The 20,393-nt window shown below is 68.3% G+C and carries 18 protein-coding genes and 1 rRNA gene; 4 read left to right on the plus strand and 15 right to left on the minus strand.

What is annotated here, in order from left to right; genetic code table 11:
* Positions 1 to 125: 125 nt before the first annotated feature.
* Positions 126 to 1,648 (minus strand): 16S ribosomal RNA (locus tag AC6I9V_RS02225).
* Positions 1,649 to 1,859: 211 nt separating this feature from the next.
* On the opposite strand from AC6I9V_RS02225, the gene AC6I9V_RS02230 reads away from it, so the two are divergent.
* The gene (locus AC6I9V_RS02230; RefSeq protein ID WP_497898173.1) at positions 1,860 to 2,135 is read left to right on the plus strand and encodes a hypothetical protein; all 276 of its coding nucleotides are present in this window, start codon (positions 1,860 to 1,862) and stop codon (positions 2,133 to 2,135) included.
* A gap of 22 nt (positions 2,136 to 2,157) precedes the next feature.
* Here AC6I9V_RS02230 and tyrS read toward each other — a convergent pair whose 3' ends face one another.
* The 3 genes from tyrS to AC6I9V_RS02245 all read right to left on the minus strand — a co-directional run bounded on the left by tyrS (position 2,158) and on the right by AC6I9V_RS02245 (position 6,515).
* The gene (gene tyrS / locus AC6I9V_RS02235; RefSeq protein ID WP_497898174.1) at positions 2,158 to 3,471 is read right to left on the minus strand and encodes a tyrosine--tRNA ligase; all 1,314 of its coding nucleotides are present in this window, start codon (positions 3,469 to 3,471) and stop codon (positions 2,158 to 2,160) included.
* A 98-nt stretch (positions 3,472 to 3,569) separates the two neighbouring features.
* The gene (locus AC6I9V_RS02240) at positions 3,570 to 5,819 is read right to left on the minus strand and encodes a HelD family protein (RefSeq protein ID WP_349413830.1); all 2,250 of its coding nucleotides are present in this window, start codon (positions 5,817 to 5,819) and stop codon (positions 3,570 to 3,572) included.
* Between the two features lie 174 nt (positions 5,820 to 5,993).
* A complete protein-coding gene (locus tag AC6I9V_RS02245) occupies positions 5,994 to 6,515 on the minus strand; it encodes an adenine phosphoribosyltransferase (RefSeq protein WP_497900234.1) in 522 nt (173 codons plus the stop codon).
* A gap of 211 nt (positions 6,516 to 6,726) precedes the next feature.
* Here AC6I9V_RS02245 and AC6I9V_RS02250 point away from each other — a divergent pair, with 211 nt between their 5' ends.
* Positions 6,727 to 7,344 (plus strand): GNAT family N-acetyltransferase, encoded by a 618-nt coding sequence (locus AC6I9V_RS02250; RefSeq protein WP_497898175.1) that lies wholly within the window; start codon positions 6,727 to 6,729, stop codon positions 7,342 to 7,344.
* Here the strand turns inward: AC6I9V_RS02250 and AC6I9V_RS02255 are convergent.
* Positions 7,314 to 7,955, minus strand: coding sequence for a DNA-3-methyladenine glycosylase (locus AC6I9V_RS02255; protein ID WP_497898176.1), 642 nt, complete (start codon positions 7,953 to 7,955; stop codon positions 7,314 to 7,316). The genes AC6I9V_RS02250 and AC6I9V_RS02255 overlap by 31 nt on opposite strands.
* A 104-nt stretch (positions 7,956 to 8,059) precedes the next feature.
* On the opposite strand from AC6I9V_RS02255, the gene AC6I9V_RS02260 reads away from it, so the two are divergent.
* Together AC6I9V_RS02260 and AC6I9V_RS02265 are read left to right on the plus strand one after the other, a co-directional pair.
* Positions 8,060 to 9,601 (plus strand): DNA-3-methyladenine glycosylase 2 family protein, encoded by a 1,542-nt coding sequence (locus AC6I9V_RS02260; protein ID WP_497898177.1) that lies wholly within the window; start codon positions 8,060 to 8,062, stop codon positions 9,599 to 9,601.
* Entirely contained in the window at positions 9,598 to 10,113 is a 516-nt protein-coding gene (locus AC6I9V_RS02265; protein ID WP_349413834.1) for a methylated-DNA--[protein]-cysteine S-methyltransferase, read from the plus strand. The genes AC6I9V_RS02260 and AC6I9V_RS02265 overlap by 4 nt, the downstream gene beginning before the upstream one ends.
* 25 nt (positions 10,114 to 10,138) lie before the next feature.
* Here the strand turns inward: AC6I9V_RS02265 and AC6I9V_RS02270 are convergent, their stop codons facing one another.
* The 10 genes from AC6I9V_RS02270 to argC form a co-directional block, all read right to left on the minus strand.
* Entirely contained in the window at positions 10,139 to 10,879 is a 741-nt protein-coding gene (locus tag AC6I9V_RS02270; protein WP_349413835.1) for a maleylpyruvate isomerase family mycothiol-dependent enzyme, read from the minus strand.
* A gap of 54 nt (positions 10,880 to 10,933) precedes the next feature.
* Positions 10,934 to 11,455: a pyridoxine/pyridoxamine 5'-phosphate oxidase gene (locus AC6I9V_RS02275; RefSeq protein WP_497898178.1), complete on the minus strand. Its 522-nt coding sequence runs from the start codon at positions 11,453 to 11,455 to the stop codon at positions 10,934 to 10,936.
* Between the two features lie 138 nt (positions 11,456 to 11,593).
* Entirely contained in the window at positions 11,594 to 13,009 is a 1,416-nt protein-coding gene (argH, locus tag AC6I9V_RS02280; RefSeq protein WP_349413838.1) for an argininosuccinate lyase, read from the minus strand.
* Positions 13,009 to 14,214 (minus strand): argininosuccinate synthase, encoded by a 1,206-nt coding sequence (locus tag AC6I9V_RS02285; RefSeq protein ID WP_349413839.1) that lies wholly within the window; start codon positions 14,212 to 14,214, stop codon positions 13,009 to 13,011. Before AC6I9V_RS02285 ends, argH begins: the two co-directional genes overlap by 1 nt.
* 57 nt (positions 14,215 to 14,271) lie before the next feature.
* On the minus strand, positions 14,272 to 14,802 hold the full coding sequence (locus tag AC6I9V_RS02290; RefSeq protein ID WP_497898179.1) for an arginine repressor: 531 nt from the start codon (positions 14,800 to 14,802) through the stop codon (positions 14,272 to 14,274).
* Entirely contained in the window at positions 14,802 to 15,791 is a 990-nt protein-coding gene (gene argF, locus AC6I9V_RS02295) for an ornithine carbamoyltransferase (RefSeq protein ID WP_497900235.1), read from the minus strand. The genes AC6I9V_RS02290 and argF overlap by 1 nt, the downstream gene beginning before the upstream one ends.
* A gap of 8 nt (positions 15,792 to 15,799) precedes the next feature.
* Positions 15,800 to 17,014 carry an acetylornithine transaminase gene (locus tag AC6I9V_RS02300; RefSeq protein WP_497898180.1) on the minus strand — a complete coding sequence of 405 codons (1,215 nt, stop codon included), beginning with the start codon at positions 17,012 to 17,014 and terminating at the stop codon, positions 15,800 to 15,802.
* Positions 17,015 to 17,082: 68 nt separating this feature from the next.
* Positions 17,083 to 18,018: an acetylglutamate kinase gene (gene argB / locus AC6I9V_RS02305; protein WP_497898181.1), complete on the minus strand. Its 936-nt coding sequence runs from the start codon at positions 18,016 to 18,018 to the stop codon at positions 17,083 to 17,085.
* Positions 18,019 to 18,042: 24 nt separating this feature from the next.
* Positions 18,043 to 19,209, minus strand: coding sequence for a bifunctional glutamate N-acetyltransferase/amino-acid acetyltransferase ArgJ (gene argJ, locus AC6I9V_RS02310; RefSeq protein WP_497898182.1), 1,167 nt, complete (start codon positions 19,207 to 19,209; stop codon positions 18,043 to 18,045).
* Positions 19,206 to 20,237: an N-acetyl-gamma-glutamyl-phosphate reductase gene (gene argC / locus AC6I9V_RS02315; RefSeq protein WP_497898183.1), complete on the minus strand. Its 1,032-nt coding sequence runs from the start codon at positions 20,235 to 20,237 to the stop codon at positions 19,206 to 19,208. Before argC ends, argJ begins: the two co-directional genes overlap by 4 nt.
* Between the last annotated feature and the right edge of the window lie 156 nt (positions 20,238 to 20,393).

Below are 20,393 nucleotides of genomic sequence, written 5' to 3' on the forward strand. Positions count from 1 at the left end.
CGCTATTTGTTGATATTCCACCCGCGAGCACCCGCCGCAGAACTTGCGTCTGCGCAACGGGCGTACTCCTGACAACACCACCACAGGACATGCGTCCGGTGATGAGCATTGTAGGTGCTCCTTAGAAAGGAGGTGATCCAGCCGCACCTTCCGGTACGGCTACCTTGTTACGACTTAGTCCCAATCGCCAGTCCCACCTTCGACAGCTCCCTCCCACAAGGGGTTAGGCCACCGGCTTCGGGTGTTACCAACTTTCGTGACTTGACGGGCGGTGTGTACAAGGCCCGGGAACGTATTCACCGCAGCGTTGCTGATCTGCGATTACTAGCGACTCCGACTTCATGGGGTCGAGTTGCAGACCCCAATCCGAACTGAGACCGGCTTTTTGGGATTAGCTCCACCTCACAGTATCGCAACCCTTTGTACCGGCCATTGTAGCATGCGTGAAGCCCAAGACATAAGGGGCATGATGATTTGACGTCGTCCCCACCTTCCTCCGAGTTGACCCCGGCAGTCTCCCATGAGTCCCCGCCATTACGCGCTGGCAACATGGAACGAGGGTTGCGCTCGTTGCGGGACTTAACCCAACATCTCACGACACGAGCTGACGACAACCATGCACCACCTGTGAACCGACCGCAAGCGGGGCACCTGTTTCCAGGTATTACCGGTTCATGTCAAGCCTTGGTAAGGTTCTTCGCGTTGCATCGAATTAATCCGCATGCTCCGCCGCTTGTGCGGGCCCCCGTCAATTCCTTTGAGTTTTAGCCTTGCGGCCGTACTCCCCAGGCGGGGCACTTAATGCGTTAGCTACGGCGCGGAAAACGTGGAATGTCCCCCACACCTAGTGCCCAACGTTTACGGCATGGACTACCAGGGTATCTAATCCTGTTCGCTCCCCATGCTTTCGCTCCTCAGCGTCAGTTAATGCCCAGAGACCTGCCTTCGCCATCGGTGTTCCTCCTGATATCTGCGCATTTCACCGCTACACCAGGAATTCCAGTCTCCCCTACATCACTCTAGTCTGCCCGTACCCACCGCAGATCCGGAGTTGAGCCCCGGACTTTCACGGCAGACGCGACAAACCGCCTACGAGCTCTTTACGCCCAATAATTCCGGATAACGCTTGCGCCCTACGTATTACCGCGGCTGCTGGCACGTAGTTAGCCGGCGCTTCTTCTGCAGGTACCGTCACTTTCGCTTCTTCCCTACTGAAAGAGGTTTACAACCCGAAGGCCGTCATCCCTCACGCGGCGTCGCTGCATCAGGCTTGCGCCCATTGTGCAATATTCCCCACTGCTGCCTCCCGTAGGAGTCTGGGCCGTGTCTCAGTCCCAGTGTGGCCGGTCACCCTCTCAGGCCGGCTACCCGTCGTCGCCTTGGTGAGCCATTACCTCACCAACAAGCTGATAGGCCGCGAGTCCATCCAAAACCACAAAAAGCTTTCCACCCCCCACCATGCGATGAGGAGTCATATCCGGTATTAGACCCAGTTTCCCAGGCTTATCCCAGAGTTAAGGGCAGGTTACTCACGTGTTACTCACCCGTTCGCCACTAATCCCCCCACAAGTGAGGATCATCGTTCGACTTGCATGTGTTAAGCACGCCGCCAGCGTTCATCCTGAGCCAGGATCAAACTCTCCGTTGAAGTAAAACAGACACAGCATCCGCCCCCGGGAAAACGGGAACAAACACTGCACAAAATTTGAAACCAGCTAAAAACACCAGACCATCCACGGGGTGGACAATCCGGCACAATCAACCAATTCAATACAATAAATTGGTATCAACAAACTTGGCACACTATTGAGTTCTCAAACAACAGACACATTCGAATATTTGCCGAAACAATTTACTTCGTGAATTCATTTGCTTCGTTTTTCTTCGCTGCGATGTATTTAGCTTATTTCATTCATTTCCACTTTGCAAACCCGGAAGTTTTCCCGAATTTCACCTCGTCGAAGCGAATCCGCCCAGCAAAATGCGAAGCAATTTCGATTTCCCGCATTGTCTGCAAGAAGAATTGCTTCTCTTTGTTGGGGTTTGTCACCACTCAGCGGCGGCGACTCAGAAAACATTACACGCTCCCCTCCGGCCGTGCAAATCGGCCGGAGAAGAGCGTGCTGGGGACGTAACCGGGCCCGGGGTACATGCCTGCTAGACGCCGGAAACCTCCACGGTTGCCAGGTTCTTCTTGCCGCGGCGCAGCAGCAGGAACCGGCCGTGCAGAAGTTCCGCGGGGGCGATGACGGCGTCGGGGTCCGAGATCTTGGTGTTGTTCACGTAGGCGCCGCCCTCGCCGACGGTCCGCCGGGCAGCGGACTTGCTTTCGGACAGCCCGGTGGCCACCAGCAGGTCGATGATGCCGAGGCCGGACCCGTCAACGGTGGCGGACGGCAGCTCCGCGGTCGCTGCCTGCAGGCTTGCTGCATCCAGGACCGTCAGGTCTCCCCCGCCGAACACGGCAGCCGAGGCCGCGATGACTTTCTCCGTAGCTTCCACGCCATGCACCAGCGAAGTCACCTCGTAGGCGAGTTTGCGCTGGCCTTCGCGGGCGAACGGGCGCTCCGCGACCGAGGCTTCGAGGGCTTCGATCTCGGCGCGGCTGAGGAAGGTAAAGACCTTGAGCCGCGCGGCGACGTCGGAGTCGGCGGTGTTAAGCCAGAACTGGTAGAAGGCGTAAGGGCTGCACATCTCGGCGTCGAGCCAGATCGCGTTGCCCTCGCTCTTGCCGAACTTGGTGCCGTCCGCGTTGGTGATCAGCGGGGTGCCCAGGGCATGCACGTGCTTGCCCTCCACCTTGCGGATCAGGTCCGTGCCGCTGGTGAGGTTGCCCCACTGGTCCGAGCCGCCGGTCTGCAGCACGCAGCCGTAGTCGCGGAACAGCTGCAGGTAGTCCATGCCCTGCAGGATCTGGTAGCTGAACTCGGTGTAGCTGATGCCCTCATCGGAATTCAGGCGGGTGGCCACAATGTCCTTTTTGATCATGGTGCCTACGCGGAAGTGCTTTCCGATCCCGCGCAGGAAATCGATGGCGCTCAGCGGAGCGGTCCAGTCGAGGTTGTTGACCATCCGGGCCGCGTTCTCGCCCTCGAAGCTGAGGAAGCGCTGGACCTGGCCCTGCAGCCGGCCGACCCATTCGGCCACGGTCTCCGGGGTGTTGAGCACGCGTTCAGCGGTCTGCCGGGGGTCACCGATCAGCCCGGTGGAACCTCCCACCAGCCCCAGGGGTTTGTGCCCGGCCAGCTGGAGCCGGCGCATCAGCATCAGTTGCACAAGGTTGCCGAGGTGCAGGCTGGGCGCCGTGGGATCGAAGCCGCAGTAGTAGGTCACGGGGTCGCCGGCGAGCAGCTTCTCCAGCTCCGCCTCATCCGTGGACACGTGGACGAGGCCGCGCCATTTCAGCTCTTGCCAGATGTTGGCGAAGCCGGGGTCGTTCTGCTGGGACTGGAGATCATTTAGCTGGGACACGGAATCTAAGTTAGCAGGAACGCCCGGGCCCGAAGGTCCCTCCCCGGGACGTGACGGAACGGCACGTCCCGTCACGCCCAAGGCTGGACACCAAGGGGCTAGCTGCGCGGACCGCGGCCTTCGTCTTCGATGCCGGCCGGCACGCCGGCGGCGGCGATGAGGCGCAGGCGCTGGGTGGGCCGGGTCATCGCCACGTACAGATCCCCCACCTTGCCGTGTTCGTGGTTGAGCATGGCGGACGGTTCCAGCACCACAACGCCGTCGAACTCCAGTCCCTTGGCCTCGCGGGGGCTGATCACCACGATGTCCTGCTCGTAGCTGCCCGCCCCGGTGCCGACGCGGCGTCCGTAGGCGCCGCGCAGCGCGGCGGTGGCCTCCGGCAGGAGCCCGCCGTCGGCGATGACCGCCAGCAGGCCGCCGTCGAGCGCGTCCAGCTCCTCGGGGAGGACCTCCAGGAGCCGGTCGACGATGGTGCCGGGCTTGACCCGGTCGATCACCGGTGACCAGCGGCCGTCGCGGACGGCCTTGGGGGCGGAGACGACGAGTCCGGCGGCGTTGGCCATCCGGGCCGCCGCCTCGGCGATCTGGGCCGGGGTGCGGTAGTTGACGGTGAGTTCCTCAAGCTGCCAGCGGTCCCCGAACATCGGGGCCAGGGCGCTCTGCCAGGACTTGGCACCGGCCACCGAGCTGGTCTGGGCGATGTCGCCGACGATCGTGAAGGACTTCAACGGGCAGCGGCGCACCAGCAGGCGCCACTGCATCGGCGACAGCTCCTGCGCCTCGTCCACCACAATGTGCCCGAATGCCCAGGTGCGGTCGCTCGTGGCGCGCTCGGCCGCGGTCAGCCGGCCCTCGCGCTCCTGGTTCTGGTCCACCAGTTCCTCGGCCGAGATCAGCACATCGACGCCGGCGGTTTCCATGTTGACCAGTGTCTGCTTGGCGTTGGCCAGGTCCCGGGCTCGGTCGTGCTCCTGCTGGGCCAGGCCGCGGCCGGCGGCCGGGTCCAGTTCACCAAGGAGTTCCGCTGCCTCGTCCAGCAACGGCACGTCGGCCTCGGTCCACGGCGAACCGGCGGGCCGCAGCAGCAAGTCGCGCTCGGCCTGGCTGAGGTCCGGGGTGCAGGCCGCCAGGATGGCGGGCTTGCTGAGCAGTTCCCCCACCAGCTTTTCCGGTGTCATCGGCATCCAGCACAGGTTCAGGGCCACGCGGACGTCCCTCGCCGAGCGGACGTCCTCGGCGAGGTAGGAGCGGTCGGCGTTGTTGCCGATGTTGCCGGCCTCGACCAGCTCGGTCATCTGCTCGGTGAGTTCCCGCAGCAGGATCTTGACGAAGGAGACCCGGGCCTCGTTGTGCGGCTTGCCGGTAGCGCGCGCCTTTTCCCGGGCACGGCGCACCTGGCGCGGCGTCAGCACCAGTTTGCGGCCGTCCACCTCGAGGATGCGGTTTTCGGCCGGGATCCGCTGCCGGTTGGCGACGGCGTTGGCCACCACCTCGGCCATGTCGAGCCGGCCCTTGATCGCCGCGACATCGGCGTCGTCCTCGGCGACGGCGTGGATGCCCGGCATCAGCCGGCCCAGGCTGGCCATAACAACACCGGTCTCACCCAGGGACGGCAGCACCCGTTCGATGTAATTCATAAACGACGAAGACGGGCCGACCAGCAGCACGCCGGCAGTCTTGAGCCGGTCGCGGTGGGTGTAGAGCAGGTAGGCCGCGCGGTGCAGCGCGACGGCGGTCTTGCCCGTGCCGGGCCCGCCCTGGACCACCAGGGCGCCGGAGATCGAGGAGCGGATGATCCGGTCCTGCTCGGACTGGATGGTCCCGACGATGTCCGACATCCGGCCGGTGCGCTTGGAGTTCAACGCGGCAAGCAGTGCGCCCTCGCCCTGCAGGGAGTCGTTGTCCGCCAGCAGGTCGGCGTCGAGCACGTCATCCTCGATCGCCTTGACCTCGCGGCCCTGCAGGATCAGGTGCCGGCGGCGGCGCACGCCCTGCCGGTCGAAAGCCGTGGCCTGGTAGAAGTGGCCGGCCTCGGGGGCCCGCCAGTCCACCATTAGCCGCTGCAGGTCCTCCGTGGTCAGGCCGATCCGCCCGATGTACTGGGCCTCGCCGGAGTCCAGGTCGAGGCGGCCGAACACGAGGCGGTCATCGACCGCGTCCAGCTGGGCCAGGCGGTCCTCGTATAGTGCGGCGAACGCGTCCCGCTCGGAGACGTTCTGCATGGTGCCCACGGCGCCGGCACGGCGGACCTGGGCCAGCTGGGCGCGCTTTTCCGCCCGCAGCTCATCCAGCCGGGCGTACAAGCCGGCCACATAGTCGCGTTCATGGGCCAAATCAGCGTCGTGCATCGAGCGTTCCCCTATCGAAAAAGACAGACCAACCATTCTACAGCGATTTCGGTTAACGCTCCCGAAATATGTCGGTTTTCTTCCGGCTGCACTTTTTGTCAGGCATTCTACCGAGGCGGCGGCACCCGTCCAGACCAAGGCCCCGGAGGCCGGGGCGTGCGGACCGGCCTCCGGCTACAGGCCCAGCAGGGCGTGGACGCGGTGTCCGGCCAGGGCGTCGCGTCCGTTCAGTTCGGCGAGTTCCATCACCACACCGACGCCGGCCACCTCGACGCCGCAGCGTTCGAAGAGGCGGGCGGCCGCGCCCAGCGTGCCTCCGGTGGCGAGGACGTCGTCGAGAATCAGCACCCGGGTGCCCGGCACCAGATCCGCGCTGTGCAGCTCCAGGGTGGCGGTGCCGTACTCCAGCGAGTAGTCCTCCGAGACGACCTCGCGCGGCAGCTTGCCGGCCTTGCGGACGGTGACGACCCCGGTCCCGGTCGCGTAGGCCGCGGCTGCGGCGAGCAGGAAGCCGCGGGCTTCCACGCCGGCGACGGCGTCGAACTGTCCGCGGAAGGGCTCAACCAGCGCGTCCACCATGGCCTTGAGCGCGCCGCCGTCGGCGAAGACCGGGGTCAGGTCCTTGAAGACGATGCCGGGCTTGGGATAGTCCGGGACGGTGGCACACAGGCTGGCAATCAGCTCCTGCACCGGCACGCTGGCGGCGCTGGGGGCGGTCTGGCCGGGCTGCCCGGCGGGGTTGGTTTGGGGTACGTGTCGGCTTGGATTCACCCGTCCACCTTACGCGGTGGCCAAGCCGCGGGTCGGGCCGGGCAGCACGCCCGGCCACCCGGGCGTTGCCAACTGTTCATGAGGAGGGCTCCGTTTTGCCGTTTCCCGGGTCCGGCCGCGGTGATTCAATACTGCAATGCAGCACGACATTTCCTTGTCCGGCCACGGCGTCTGCGCGGTTCCGCTTTCGCCGCGGCACGCGTCGGCGCTCTTTGACTTTGTGGATCCGCAGCTGTGGGCCGGCATGGCCGCGGCCCGGCCGAGGGACGCCGCGGAGCTGGCCGATTTGTTCCGTGCGCGGCTCAAGGACCCATCCGTTATTCCGTTCGCCGTGACGGACCAGCGGACCGGGGCGCTGCTGGGCGCCACCTCGCTCTGCGACTATTTCCCCACGCAAAATCGGATCGAGATCGGCGGCACGTTCTTCGGCCGCCAGTTCTGGGGCAGCCACGTCAACGCGGCGAGTAAGAGCATGCTGCTTGGCTACGCCTTCGAGGTGCTTGGAGTGCACCGTGTCGGCTTCCGCTGCGACGCCACCAACGTGCGCAGTGCCGCCGCGATCCAGCGCCTGGGCGCCCAGTTCGAGGGGGTCCTGCGCGGATACCGGGCTGCCCAGGATGGCGGGCGCTCGAACACCGCCGTATATTCGATCCTTGCCGGGGAGTGGCCCGGGGTGCGCGAGGGCCTGCGGTCACGTCTGGCCCCGTTTGCGGTTCCTGCCGGTTACGCCGTCCGGACCTTCGCGGCCTTGTAACGGGAGACGGTCGGGTCGCCGCTGAGCCAGAAGCGCCAGGGGTAGTCGTCGGTGCCGCCGGCGCCGGAGACGCCCACCCGCGGCCCGGAGCTAATTTCTGTCGACGGTTTGTCCGGGAGCTCGAGCCGGAATGGGGCACCGAGCGCGTCGCGGCCGCTGTCCGCCGTCGTCAGTCCCAGGGCGGTGGCGAAGCGGGCGGGGCCGCTGGCCAGGTCCTTGGGGGCCTTCGACGTCGGTCGCCGGGCCAGGGCCAGCTCCTCCCCCGCTACGACCTCCCCGGCGCGCAGCAGCACGGCGGAGGCTACCCCCTCGGGTCCGCAGACGATGTTGGCGCAGTGGTGCATGCCGTAGGTGAAGTACACGTAGAGGTGGCCGGCGGGGCCGAACATCGGGGCGTTCCGGCGGGTCTGGCCTCGGAACGTGTGCGAGCCGGGATCCGGGTGGAGCGAGTCCTCCGGCCCCAGGTAGGCCTCGACCTCGGTGATCCGCACTGCCACCGGCCCGCCGTGGCTTTCGTGTGTGAGCACCGCGCCGAGCAGCTGCGGCGCCACGGTGCGGGCGTCGGCGGACAGCAGCCCGCGCAGGGCGTCAGGCGTCAGGCGCGAATCCATCCTCCGACTTTAACAAACCCACGGCGGCTGGCTGCGGCCGGGCCTCCACGGCCGTGTCCGATTTCCGCTAGCAGTGACCGGCTGGAAGCTGGCAGGATGGAGCCATGGACTTCTGGCAGCGCTACCGGGCGATCGACGCCCGGGACACTCGTTTCGACGGGCAGTTCTACACCGCTGTCCGGACCACCGGCATCTACTGCCGGCCTTCGTGCCCCGCACGGACGCCCAAGGCGGACAACGTCACGTTCTATGAGACCTCCGCTGCCGCGCACGACGCCGGCTACCGGGCCTGCAAGCGCTGCCTGCCCGAGGCCGTCCCCGGCACGCCGGCCTGGAACCTTCGCTCGGACCTTGCCGGCCGCGCCATGCGGCTGATCAACGACGGCGTGATCAACCGCGACGGCGTCGAGGGGCTGGCGTCTCGGCTGGGCTACTCCTCGCGCCAGCTCAACCGGATCCTCAGCCACGAACTCGGCGCCGGCCCGCTGTCCCTGGCCCGGGCCAGCCGCGCCCAGACCGCCCGCACCCTGCTGGTCTCCACCCCGATGAAGGCCGCCGACATCGCCTTCGCCGCCGGGTTCAGCAGCGTGCGCCAGTTCAACGAGACCATCGCTGAAGTCTTCGCCATGACCCCCTCGGAGCTGCGGGCCACAGCCCGGCACCAGCACGCGCCGGCCCGGACCGCGGCGTCCTCCACTGCCCTGACGCTGAACCTGCCTTACCGGGAGCCGTTTGATCCGGGCGTCTTTGAGTTCCTGGCCGTCCGCGCCATCCCCGGCATCGAGGAAGGCACGTCCACCTCCTACGCCCGGACGCTTCGGCTGGCCCACGGGGACGCACGTTTCCGGGTGGAGTACGAAGCCGACGCTCCGGGACGCCCGATCAGGCTCAGCATAGGGGCCGTGGACCTGCGGGATCTGGCCTCGCTGCTGAGCCGGGTCCGCCGCCTCTTGGACCTCGACGCCGACCCGGTCGCCATCGACGGGGCGCTGGGGGCCGACCCGCGCCTGGCAGCCAGTGTCGCGGCCGTGCCGGGGATGCGGATGCCGGGCGCCGTCGATCCGCAGGAACTGCTGATCCGCGCCATGATCGGCCAGCAGATCACCGTGGCCGCAGCCAGGACGGCCCTGGTCCAGCTTTCCGCGTGCGGCGGCGCGAGCCTGGTGCCAGCGGACGGACTGCACGGGATATTCCCGACGGCGGCCGAGATCGCGGACAGCGGGTTCCAGTTGCTCCGCGGGCCGCAGCGCCGGATCGATTCCATCCGCGGCGCCGCAGCGGCGATGGCCGCGGGTGAGCTGGACTTCGGCTACGGCGACGACCTGGCCGGGCTGCAGGCCAAGCTCCTGCCGCTGCCCGGCGTCGGACCGTGGACGGTGGGGTACGTCGCGATGCGGGTGATCGGCGCCCCTGATGTGTTCCTGGCCAACGACGCGGCGGTCCGTAACGGTATCCGCTCGCTCGCCCAGGCGGCCGCCCCGGAATCGCTCTCCCCGGATTCGTTGCCACCCGTTGCGCTCTCGCCCGATTTCCGGGAGCTCAGCCCCTGGCGTTCCTACGCCACCATGCACCTCTGGCGCGCGGCCGCCGCGGTCCAGTCCGCAGCCCGCATCGAGAAACTCTCCCCGAAGAAAGTGACGCAATGAACGCCCAGCTCTTGACCATGGACACGCCCGACGGCCCGTTCACCATCATCGCCCGCGACGGCGCCGTGCTGGCCTCCGGCTGGACCGCGGTGCCCGGCGAACTCACCGGCCAAATCCACGCCGAGCTGCTCCCCGGCGGCTACGAACCGGTCGCGGAGCTGGGCGGGATCTCGGCCGCCGTCGAGGAGTTCTACGCCGGCAACCCCGGGGCCGCCATGGACGTGCCGGTGCTGCAGAAGTCCGGTCCGTTCCGCAGCCACGCCTGGGACATGCTCCGGACCGTCGCCCCGGGGCATCCGGTGACGTACACCGAGTACGCGGAACTCTCGGGCAACGCCAAGGCGGTCCGGGCAGCGGCCAGTGCCTGCGCCTTCAACGCGGCTGCCTTGTTTGTGCCGTGCCACCGCGTGATCCGCACCGACGGGAGCCTGGGCGGCTTCCGCTGGGGGCTCGCGATCAAGGAGAGCCTGCTGGCCCGCGAACGGCAGCTGGCGCCGGTGCCGCAGGCCTAATCAAGCACCCCTGGCTCGAGTGGGCCTACTTGGTCACGGGGACACCCGCGGGCCAGGGCAGCAGCGCCGGCAGCTCAACGCCGTCGGCTGCGGCCGTGGCGCGCAGGCTGCCCAGGGTGGGGGTGCGCCCGGCGAGCCACGCCGCGATATCTGTGAGCATGCCGTTGATTACGGTCGAGCGCCCGCCCGCGGCGCCGAGCGCGACGGACGGCAGGCCGAGCGGCTGCAGCACGAACCTCTCCCCCTCCGGCACCCGGGCGGCCAGGAATTCGAAGAGGTGCTCGCAGAAGTGGCGGCTCCAGGTTTCCGGTCCGCGGCCTGTGCCGAGGTCAGTGGCGTGGATGGTGAGTTCGCGCCAGAGCGCCAGGCCGCCGTCGAACACCACGCCGTCTCGGAAGGTGATGGGCGCCTGCCAGCCTGCCGTGTCGAGTGCGCCGAACGCTGCCAGAGCGCGGCCGACGGCGGCGGTCACGGCGCCGCGGTGCTGCTCGGCGCCGTGGCCGGCACTGAGTTCGATGGCGCGGTTGCGCCCCTCGAAGCCGCCGTCGTAGAGCTCGATCTTTTCGCCGCGTGCCGCGTATTCGAGCTGGCGGGCCATCGCGTTGGCGATTCCGGCGACGTGGGCCAGGACGTGGCCGCGGGTCCAACCGGGAAGCTCCGAGGCGGCCGTGACGTCCGCGTCCGTTAGTTTCGCGGCGATTCCGGTCACGACGTCGGCGGCGCGGCGGAGTTCGTCCGGCAGGTTTTCCGGGGTGATTGAAGTCATGGCGCCCATCCTAACTGAGCGCCCGGATTAACCCTGATTAACTGGGCTTGCCGTTCAGCGCGGCCCGTAGCGGTGCCGGATGTGCCCTCGGTCATGCCGGGCCTGCCAGAATTCCAGCTCCCTCGGACGCAAGGCATAGAGCTGCCAGGCTGGATTTTCGCTGCCGTCGGCGCCGGGCCTGGCGTGCCAGTCGGCGGCGGACGCCTCCGCGGAGAGCACCACCACGTCCCCGGCAACGCGGACCTGGCGGCCTTGCTGCTGCCAGAAGAAGTTGAGCGCCGCATTCGGGTTGGCGCTCAGCTCCCGCCCCTTTCGGGACTCGCGGGAGGTAGCGAAGTGCCAGCCGTCGGCGTCGATGTCCTTGAGGATCAGCATTCGCGAGGACGGCCGCCCCTGCCCGTCCGCGGTAGCCAGGCTGCAGGCGTTGGGCTGCGGAACCCCGGCGGCCAGCGCTTCGGCGAGCCACTGCCGGAACAGCTCGGCGGGGTCCTCGGGCGCCGTTTCCGGGTCGAAGTCAGGGAGTACCTCCGGGAAATCGGGCAGGGACCGCAGGAACTGGCGGAACGATTCGCTCATCCCGTCATGCTACCGAGTGCTGTTCGGCCGCGAACGCACAACGCTCCCTCACCTTTGGCAGGAAACACACCGACGCTCCTGCAGGAATTGCAGGAGCGTCAGTGGAAACGCCGTCCGAAGTGAGGGAGCGTCTGGTTGCTAGCCCGCGTAGCCGCGGACGGCGTCGAGCTCGCCTTCGAGGGCCAGCAGCTGGCGCTCGACGGCGGCCGGCGCGGTGCCGCCTTGGGAGTTCCGGCTGTTGAGCGAGCCATCGGTGGACAGGACCGTGCGGACCTCCGGGGTCAGGTGCTCCGAGATGGCGGCGTATTCCTCGTCCGTGAGGTCCCAGAGTTCGACGTCGCGGCTTTCGGCCTGCTTCACGGCGGCGCCGGAGAGCTCGTGCGCCTCGCGGAACGGCACGCCCTGACGGACCAGCCACTCGGCGATGTCCGTGGCCAGCGCGAAGCCCTGGGGTGCCAGCGATTCCATCCGCTCGGTGTTGAACTTCAGCGTCGCGATCATGCCGGACACGGCCGGAAGCAGCAGCTCCAGGGTGTCGGCGGCGTCGAAGACCGGTTCCTTGTCCTCCTGCAGGTCGCGGTTGTAAGCGAGCGGCAGGCCTTTGAGGGTGGCGAGCAGCCCGGTCAGGTCGCCGATCAGCCGGCCGGCCTTGCCACGGGCCAGCTCCGCCACGTCCGGGTTCTTCTTCTGCGGCATGATCGAGGAGCCGGTGGAGTAGGAATCGTGCAGTGTCACGAAGGAGAACTCCTTCGTTGCCCACAGGATCACTTCCTCCGAGACCCGGGACAGGTCCACGCCGATCATGGCCGAGACCCAGGCGAACTCGGCGAAGACATCGCGGGAGGCGGTGCCGTCGATCGAGTTGTGGGTGGCCGAGTTGAAGCCCAGGTCCGCCGCGACGGCCTCCGGGTCCAGGCCGAGCGAGGACCCGGCGAGGGCGCCGGAGCCGTAGGGCGATACCGCCGCGCGCTTATCCCAGTCCTCCAGCCGCTGCACATCGCGCAGCAGCGCCCAGGCGTGGGCCAGCAGGTGGTGGCTGAGCAGGACCGGCTGGGCATGCTGAAGGTGGGTGCGGCCGGGCATGGCCACGCCCTGGTGGGCCTTGGCCTGGCCGATGAGCGCGTCGATCGTGGCGAGCACACCGCGGGCGATGATCCGGGCGTGGTCGCGCAGGAACATCCGGCCCAGGGTGGCGACCTGGTCGTTGCGGGACCGGCCGGCGCGGAGCTTGCCGCCGAGCTGGGTTCCGGCGCGCTCGATCAGGCCGCGCTCCAGCGAGCCGTGCACGTCCTCGTCGGACTCGGCCGGGGTGTACGCGCCGGAGGCGACGTCCGCATCCAGCCGGTCCAGGGCGTCGAGCATGCCCGCGAGTTCGGCGTCGTCCAGCAGCCCGGCCGTGTGCAGCACGCGGGCGTGCGCCTTGGACCCGGCGATGTCGTAGCGGGCCAGCCGCCAGTCGAAGTGCGTGGACTTGCTCAGCGCCGCAAGGGCGTCCGCGGGGCCGCCGGCGAACCGGCCGCCCCACAGCGCACCTTCGTTGGTTGCGGACGCCATTACTTACCGGCGACGCGGATGTCGCGGCCGGAGGCAACCTTGGCCGACATGCCCCACAGCTCGATGAAGCCGCGCGCCATCGACTGGTCGAAGGTGTCGCCGGTGTCGTAGGTGGCGAGGTCGAAGTCGTAGAGCGAGGTCTCGGAGCGGCGCCCGTTGACGATCGCCTGGCCGCCGTGCAGCACCATGCGGATGTCGCCGGAGACGTAGCGCTGGGTGTCCAGGATGAAGGCGTCCAGGGAGCGCTTGAGCGGGGAGAACCACTGGCCGTCGTAGACCAGCTCGGCCCAGCGCTGGCCGACGGTCGCCTTGAAGCGGGCCTGCTCGCGCTCGATCGTGATGTCCTCGAGGTGCTTGTGCGCAGTGATCAGCGCCATCGCGCCGGGGGCCTCGTAGATTTCGCGGGACTTGATGCCGACGAGGCGGTCCTCGACGACGTCGATCCGGCCGACGCCCTGGGCGCCGGCGCGGCGGTTCAGTTCCTTGATGGCCTGCAGCGGGGTGACCTTGACGCCGTCGATCGCGACCGGGATGCCGGCTTCGAAGGAGATGGTGACTTCATCCGGGGCCGGCGGGAATTCCGGGGTGGCGGTGTAGTCGTAGATGTCCTTGGTGGGGGCGTTCCAGATGTCCTCGAGGTAGCCGGTTTCGACGGCGCGGCCCCAGACGTTCTGGTCGATCGAGTACGGGTTCTTTTTGGTGGTCTCGATCGGCAATCCCTTTTCCTCGGCGAAGGCAATGGCCTTGTCGCGGGTCAGGGCGAGGTCGCGGACCGGGGCGATGCACTTCAGGTCCGGGCCCAGGGTCTGGATGCCGACCTCGAAGCGGACCTGGTCGTTGCCCTTGCCGGTGCAGCCGTGCGCCACGGTGGTGGCGCCGAATTCGCGGGCGGCCTTGACCAGGTGCTTGACGATCACCGGGCGGGAGATGGCCGAGACCAGCGGGTAGTGGCCCTGGTAGAGGGCGTTGGCCTGCAGCGTGGGCATGCAGTATTCATTGGCGAACTCGTCCGACGCATCGGCCACGTAGGCCTCGGCGGCGCCGCAGCCCAGGGCACGCTGGCGGATGGTCTCCAGCGACTCGCCGCCCTGTCCGACGTCGACCGCCACGGCAATGACCTCGGCGCCGGTCGCTTCACCGATCCAGCCGATGGCTACGGAAGTATCCAGGCCACCGGAGTAGGCCAGCACAATACGCTCAGTCACTTCAAATGCTCCTTAGTTGTTGGTTCTTGGTTGTCTGGTGAAAGTTCACGGGGAAGGTCATTGGCCGGCTTCTTCGGCCAGCTGCAGGAAGCGGGCGGCGACGGCGGCGCCGCCGGCCGGGTCACGGGTGACCAGCAGCACGGTGTCGTCCCCGGCGATCGTGCCGAGGATCGAGGGCATCACCGAGTGGTCGATGGCGAGGGCCAGGAAGTTCGCGGCCCCCGGCGGGGTCCGGAGCACCACGAGGTTCGCGGACGCCTCGGCCGTGACGAGCAGTTCGCCGCAGAGCCGCGCGAGCCGGGCGTCGAGGATTTCCTGGGTTACCCCGGACTTGGCGCCGCGTTCGCCGCCCTCCCCCGGCACGGCGTACACGAGCACGCCGTCCTTGCCGCGGACCCGGACGGCGCCGAGTTCCACGAGGTCGCGGGAGAGCGTGGCCTGGGTGACCTGGACGCCGTCGTCCGCGAGCAGCGCCGCGAGTTCGGCCTGTGAGCGGACGGATTCGCCGGTGAGGATCGCGGTGATCCGCGCCTGCCGGGCCGTTTTGGTGGCCGGGCTGGCCCCCTGGGCGGCGGGCTGGATGGACATTAGCCGAGTCCTTCAACCACGGCCAGGCCGGAGCGGTGCATCAGCCAGGCCATCAGGGCCTTCTGGGCGTGCAGCCGGTTTTCGGCTTCGTCCCAGACCACGGACTGCGGGCCGTCGATGACGCCGGCGGCGATTTCGTAGCCGCGGTAGGCCGGCAGGCAGTGCAGCACGACGGCGTCGGGGGCGGCGAGTTTCATCGCGTCCTCGTCGACGGAGTAGTCGCGGAACAGCTGCAGCCGGGCTTCCTTCTCGTCCTCCTGGCCCATCGACACCCAGGTGTCGGTGGCGACGACGTCGGCACCGCGGAGCGCCTCGGCGGCGTCGACCGTGACGAGCACCGAGCCGCCGGTCTGGGCGGCTCGTTCCTCGGCGGCGGCGACGATCTCCGCGGCGGGAAGGTAGCCCTCCGGGCCGGCGATGCGCACGTGCATGCCGGCGGTGACGCCGGCCAGCAGGTAGGAGTTGGCCATGTTGTTGGCCGCGTCGCCGAGGTAGCTCATGGTCAGGCCCGCCAGCTCGCCCTTGTGCTCCTTGACGGTCAGCAGGTCGGCCAGGAGCTGGCAGGGGTGGTAGTCGTCGCACAGGGCGTTGATGACCGGGACGCCGGAGTTTTCCGCCATCGCGACCAGGCCGGCGTGCGCGCCGGTCCGCCACACGATGGTCGACACCATACGTTCGAGGACCTTGGCGGTGTCCTCGACCGATTCCTTGTGGCCGATCTGCGCCTCGCCCGGGTTGATGATGAGCGCGTTGCCGCCCATGTCCGCAATGCCGGTGGCGAAGGAGACGCGGGTGCGGGTGGAGGTTTTGTCGAAGATCACGGCAACGGTCTTGCGGCCGCTGCCCTCCGCGGCGAAGGGCTGGACGCTGTAGGGCGCGGCTTTCATCCGGACCGCGAGGTCCAGGACCTCGGCCTGCTCGGCCGGGGTGAGGTCCGTGTCCTTGAGGAAGTGGCGGGTAGGCCCCGCCGACGTTTCAGGTGCATTCATGGAGGCGGTCACTGGGCGTCCTTTGCGGTCCGGAGGAGGGCCGGCAGCGCGGCGAGGAAGCGGTCGGACTGCTCCTTGGAGAGGATCAGCGGCGGCGCGAGCCGGATGGTGTGCGGGCCGGGGCTGTTGAGGATGAATCCGGCGTCGAGTCCCGCCGCGACGACGGCGGGGGCGACGTCGGCGTCGAGGTCGAAGCCGATCAGCAGGCCCTCGCCGCGGACCTCGGTGACGCCGTCGATTGCGGCGAGGCCGGAGCGCAGGTGCTCCCCCACCTCCCGGACGTGGGCGAGAACCTGCTGGTTTTCCAGCACGTGCAGGGTGGCAAGGGCCGCCGCGGTGGCCACCGGGTTTCCGCCAAAGGTGGTGCCGTGCTGGCCGGCGGACAGCAGGGCGGACACCTCGGGGCCGAAGGTGAGCAGGGCGCCGATCGGGAAGCCGCCGCCGAGGCCCTTCGCGAGGGTCACGGCGTCCGGGACGATCCCGGCGTCCTCGCTGGCCAGCCATTTGCCGGTGCGGCCGATGCCGGTCTGGACCTCGTCCAGGATCAGCAGCGCGCCGGCGGCGGTAGTGGCCTCGCGGGCCGCCTTCAGATAGCCGGCGGGCAGCGGGCGGACGCCGGCTTCGCCTTGGATCGGTTCGAGGAAGACGGCGGCGGTGGTGTCGTCGATCGCGGCGCGGAGGGCCTCGATGTCGCCGAAGGGCACGTGCACGACGCCGCCGGGAAGCGGCGCGAACGGTGCACGGTAGGCCTCCTTGGAGGTCAGCGCGAGGGCGCCCATGGTGCGGCCGTGGAAGGCGCCCTCGAGGGCGATGATTTTGGTGCGCGGCGTCTGGTCCGTGCCTGCATTGCGCCGGGCGAGCTTGAAGGCCGCCTCGACCGCTTCCGTTCCCGAGTTGGCGAAGAATACTTTCGAGCCCGCGGGCGCCTTGCTGATCTCCAGCAGCTTCTCGGCCAGGGCCACCTGGGTGGGGCTGGTGAAGAAGTTGGAGACGTGGCCCAGGGTGGCGAGCTGGCTGGAGATCACGGAGGTGACGAACGGGTGCGCGTGGCCGAGCGCGTTGACCGCGATCCCGCCGAGCAGGTCCAGGTACTCCTTGCCGTCGGCGTCCCAGACGAGGCAGCCGGCGCCCCGGACCAGCACACGCTGCGGGGTGCCGAAGACGCCCAGCAGCGAGGAAGAGTAGCGGGACAGCCACTGCGCGCCGCTGCTCTTTCCAGTCATAACGGAAGCTGTGGGGGCCGAGCCGGCGATGGGGGCCTCCGAAGCGGAATGGTTAAGTTCGGTGCTGCTCACTGTGCGTTCACTTCCTCGTCCGGGACGACCTGCGTGCCGATGCCGGCGGTCGTAAAGGTTTCCAGCAGCATCGAGTGCGGCAGCCGGCCGTCCACGATGTGCGCGCGTTCGACGCCGTCGTCGACGGCTTTCAGGCAGGCCGCCATCTTCGGGATCATGCCGGACTCCAGGCGCGGCAGCATCTCGCGCAGTTCCGAGGCCGTGAGCGAGGAGATCAGCGAGGAGCGGTCCGGCCAGTTGGCGTAGAGGCCTTCGACGTCGGTCAGGATGACCAGTTTGGAGGCGCCCAGGGCGGACGCGACGGCGGCCGCGGCCGTGTCCGCGTTGACGTTGAGCACCTGGCCGGTGGTGGAGCCGTCGTCGTGGATTTCCGGCGCGACGGTGGAGATCACCGGGATCCGGCCGGCCGCGATGATGTCCAGGATGCCTTCCGGGTTCACGCCGACGACTTCGCCGACGAGGCCGAGGTCCACCTCTTCGCCGTCGACGACGGTGCCGGTGCGCACTGCGCGCAGCAGCCCGCCGTCCTCGCCGGACATGCCGACGGCGTAGGGGCCGTGCGAGTTGATCAGGCCCACGAGTTCGCGGCCCACCTGGCCGGTGAGGACCATGCGGACCACGTCCATGGCCTCGGGAGTGGTGACGCGCAGGCCGCCCTTGAACTCGGATTCGATGCCGAGCCGGCCGAGCATGGCGTTGATCTGCGGGCCGCCGCCGTGGACCACCACCGGGTGGATCCCCACGTGGTGCAGGAAGACGACGTCCTCGGCGAAGGCGCGGCGCAGTTCGTCGTTGACCATGGCGTTGCCGCCGTACTTGATCACCATTGTGGTGCCGGCGAAGCGCTGGATCCAGGGCAGCGCCTCGATCAGGGTGCCGGCCTTGCCCTGCGCGTCGGACATCGAGGTCGTCTCGCGGGTCTGGGTGCTCATGGTGGGTGTCCCTCCGGGAACTGCCTAGCTGGAGTAGGCGCTGTTTTCGTGGACGTAGTCGTGCGTGAGGTCGTTGGTCCAGATGGTCGCCTCGGCGGTCCCGGCCTGCAGGTCGATCTCGACGAGGACTTCGCGCGGTTCGAGGTCAACGAGGTTCCGGTCGTCGCCGATGCTGCCGTTGCGGCAGATCTGCACGCCGTTCATCGACACATTGAGCTGGTCCGGTTCGAAGGCCGCGTCGGTGGTGCCGACGGCGGAGAGCACCCGGCCCCAGTTGGGGTCCTTGCCGAAGATGGCCGTCTTGAAGAGGTTGGAGCGGGCCACGGCCCGGCTGACCACCTCGGCGTCCTTTTCGCTGGCGGCGTTGAAGGTGCGGATGGCGATGTCGTGGCTGGCGCCCTCGGCGTCGCCGATCAGCTTGCGGGCCAGTTCGGCGCAGACCTGGGTGAGGCCCTTGCCGAAGTCGGCGGCGGAGGGGGCCGCGCCGGAGGCACCGGAGGCGAGCAACACCACGGTGTCGTTGGTGGACATGCAGCCGTCCGAGTCGGCCCGGTCGAAGGTGACGCGGGTGGCGTCGCGGAGGACGACGTCGAGCAGTTCGGGCTGGGCGTCCGCGTCCGTGGTGAGCACCACCAGCATCGTGGCCAGGCCGGGGGCGAGCATGCCGGCGCCCTTGGCCATGCCGCCGATGGTGAATTCGCGGCCCTCGGCGTCGGTGCCGGTGAACACGGCCTGCTTGGAGACCGAGTCGGTGGTCATGATCGCGGTGGCGGCTGCCGGGCCGCCGTCGGCGCTCAGTTCCCCGGCGGCGACGGTGATCGCCGGGACCAGCTTGTCCATCGGCAACTGCTCGCCGATCAGGCCGGTGGAGCAGACGAAGATGTCGGTCGCCGAGGCGCCGAGTACTTCGGCGGTCTTTTCCGCGGTGGTGTGCGTGTTCTGGAACCCCTGCGGTCCGGTGCAGGCATTGGCGCCGCCGGAGTTGAGGATGACGGCGTCCACGCGGCCGTCCTTGATGACCTCGCGGGACCAGTGCACGGGAGCCGCGGCCACCCGGTTGGAGGTGAAGACAGCGGCGGCGGCCTTGTTGGGGCCGTCGTTGACCACGAGGGCCAGGTCCGGGTTTCCGGAGGCCTTGAGGCCGGCCTTGACGCCGGCGGCCCGGAATCCCTGGGGGGCGGTGATGCTCACGGTGCGACTCCCTGCAGTTCGAGGCCGGCGGTTTCCGCCAGGCCGAGGGCAATGTTCATGGACTGCACGGCGCCGCCGGCAGTCCCCTTGGTGAGGTTGTCGATGGCGCAGGTGACGATCACGCGGCCGGCGCGGGCGTCGAGCGCCAGTTGCATCACGGCGTGGTTGGAGCCCTGCACGGACTTGGTGGAGGGCCACTGGCTTTCCGGCAGCAGGTGGACGAACGGCTCCTCGTCGTAGGCCTCGGCCCAGGCGCGGCGCAGTTCCTCGGCCGTCACGCCCGGCCGCACCTTCGCGGTGGCGGTGGTGAGGATGCCTCGGCTCATCGGGGCCAGCGTGGGGGTAAAGGAGACGGTGACCGGAGCATTCAGCGCCTTGGAGAGTCCCTGCTCGATCTCCGGGGTGTGCCGGTGCCCGCCGCCGACGCCGTAGGGGCTCATCGAGCCCATCACTTCGGCGCCGATCAGGTTCACCTTCGCGGCCTTGCCGGCCCCGGAGGTGCCGGACGCGGCAACGATCACGACGTCGTCGCCCTGGAGCAGGTGGTTGCTGAAGCCGGGGGTGAGGGCCAGCAGGGCCGACGTCGGGTAGCAGCCGGGCACGGCGATCCGTTTGGCGCCGCGCAGGGCCTCGCGCTGGCCCGGGAGTTCGGGCAGGCCGTAGGGCCAGGTGCCGGCGTGCGGCGAGCCGTAGAACTGCTCCCACGCCGCCGGGTCCTCCAGCCGGTGGTCCGCGCCGGCGTCGATCACGACCGTGCCGGCCGGCAGCTGGGCGGCGATCGCCGCGGACGCGCCGTGCGGCAGAGCGAGAAATACGACATCGTGCCCGGCGAGGTTCTCCACGGTGGTGTCCTCGAGGATCCGGCCTGCCAAACCGTGGAGATGCGGCTGCAATTCCCCTAGTCTGGAACCGGCGTTGCTGTGCGCGGTGATGGCGCCGATGGTGACGTCGGGATGACCGGCCAGGAGCCGCAGGACCTCGCCGCCTGCGTAGCCGCTTGCACCGGAGACGGCAACAGAAATAGTCATAGCCACGAGTATACAGCAAGACTATGCATAGAGCCCGATATTTATGCATGCGGTCCGGTGTGCCCGGCACCCGGTCCGTTCCCAGCTGGCCCGCGTATGCTGGGCAGAGGGTGATCCAGACCGTGCCGCTGCAAATGCCAGCTGCAACGTTGCCCG

This window comes from Arthrobacter sp. SlRoot2-15 (genome assembly GCF_059739345.1).

Bases quoted from the DNA above. Each gene is read 5' to 3' on its own strand.
- AC6I9V_RS02250 (WP_497898175.1), top strand. From the start codon at position 6,727: ATGCAGCACGACATTTCCTTGTCCGGCCACGGCGTCTGCGCGGTTCCG.
- AC6I9V_RS02265 (WP_349413834.1), top strand. From the start codon at position 9,598: ATGAACGCCCAGCTCTTGACCATGGACACGCCCGACGGCCCGTTCACC.
- AC6I9V_RS02275 (WP_497898178.1), bottom strand. From the start codon at position 11,455: ATGAGCGAATCGTTCCGCCAGTTCCTGCGGTCCCTGCCCGATTTCCCG.
- AC6I9V_RS02255 (WP_497898176.1), bottom strand. From the start codon at position 7,955: ATGGATTCGCGCCTGACGCCTGACGCCCTGCGCGGGCTGCTGTCCGCC.
- AC6I9V_RS02290 (WP_497898179.1), bottom strand. From the start codon at position 14,802: ATGTCCATCCAGCCCGCCGCCCAGGGGGCCAGCCCGGCCACCAAAACG.
- AC6I9V_RS02300 (WP_497898180.1), bottom strand. From the start codon at position 17,014: ATGACTGGAAAGAGCAGCGGCGCGCAGTGGCTGTCCCGCTACTCTTCC.
- argB (WP_497898181.1), bottom strand. From the start codon at position 18,018: ATGAGCACCCAGACCCGCGAGACGACCTCGATGTCCGACGCGCAGGGC.
- argC (WP_497898183.1), bottom strand. From the start codon at position 20,237: ATGACTATTTCTGTTGCCGTCTCCGGTGCAAGCGGCTACGCAGGCGGC.
- AC6I9V_RS02240 (WP_349413830.1), bottom strand. From the start codon at position 5,819: ATGCACGACGCTGATTTGGCCCATGAACGCGACTATGTGGCCGGCTTG.
- AC6I9V_RS02270 (WP_349413835.1), bottom strand. From the start codon at position 10,879: ATGACTTCAATCACCCCGGAAAACCTGCCGGACGAACTCCGCCGCGCC.
- argF (WP_497900235.1), bottom strand. From the start codon at position 15,791: ATGAATGCACCTGAAACGTCGGCGGGGCCTACCCGCCACTTCCTCAAG.
- argH (WP_349413838.1), bottom strand. From the start codon at position 13,009: ATGGCGTCCGCAACCAACGAAGGTGCGCTGTGGGGCGGCCGGTTCGCC.
- AC6I9V_RS02260 (WP_497898177.1), top strand. From the start codon at position 8,060: ATGGACTTCTGGCAGCGCTACCGGGCGATCGACGCCCGGGACACTCGT.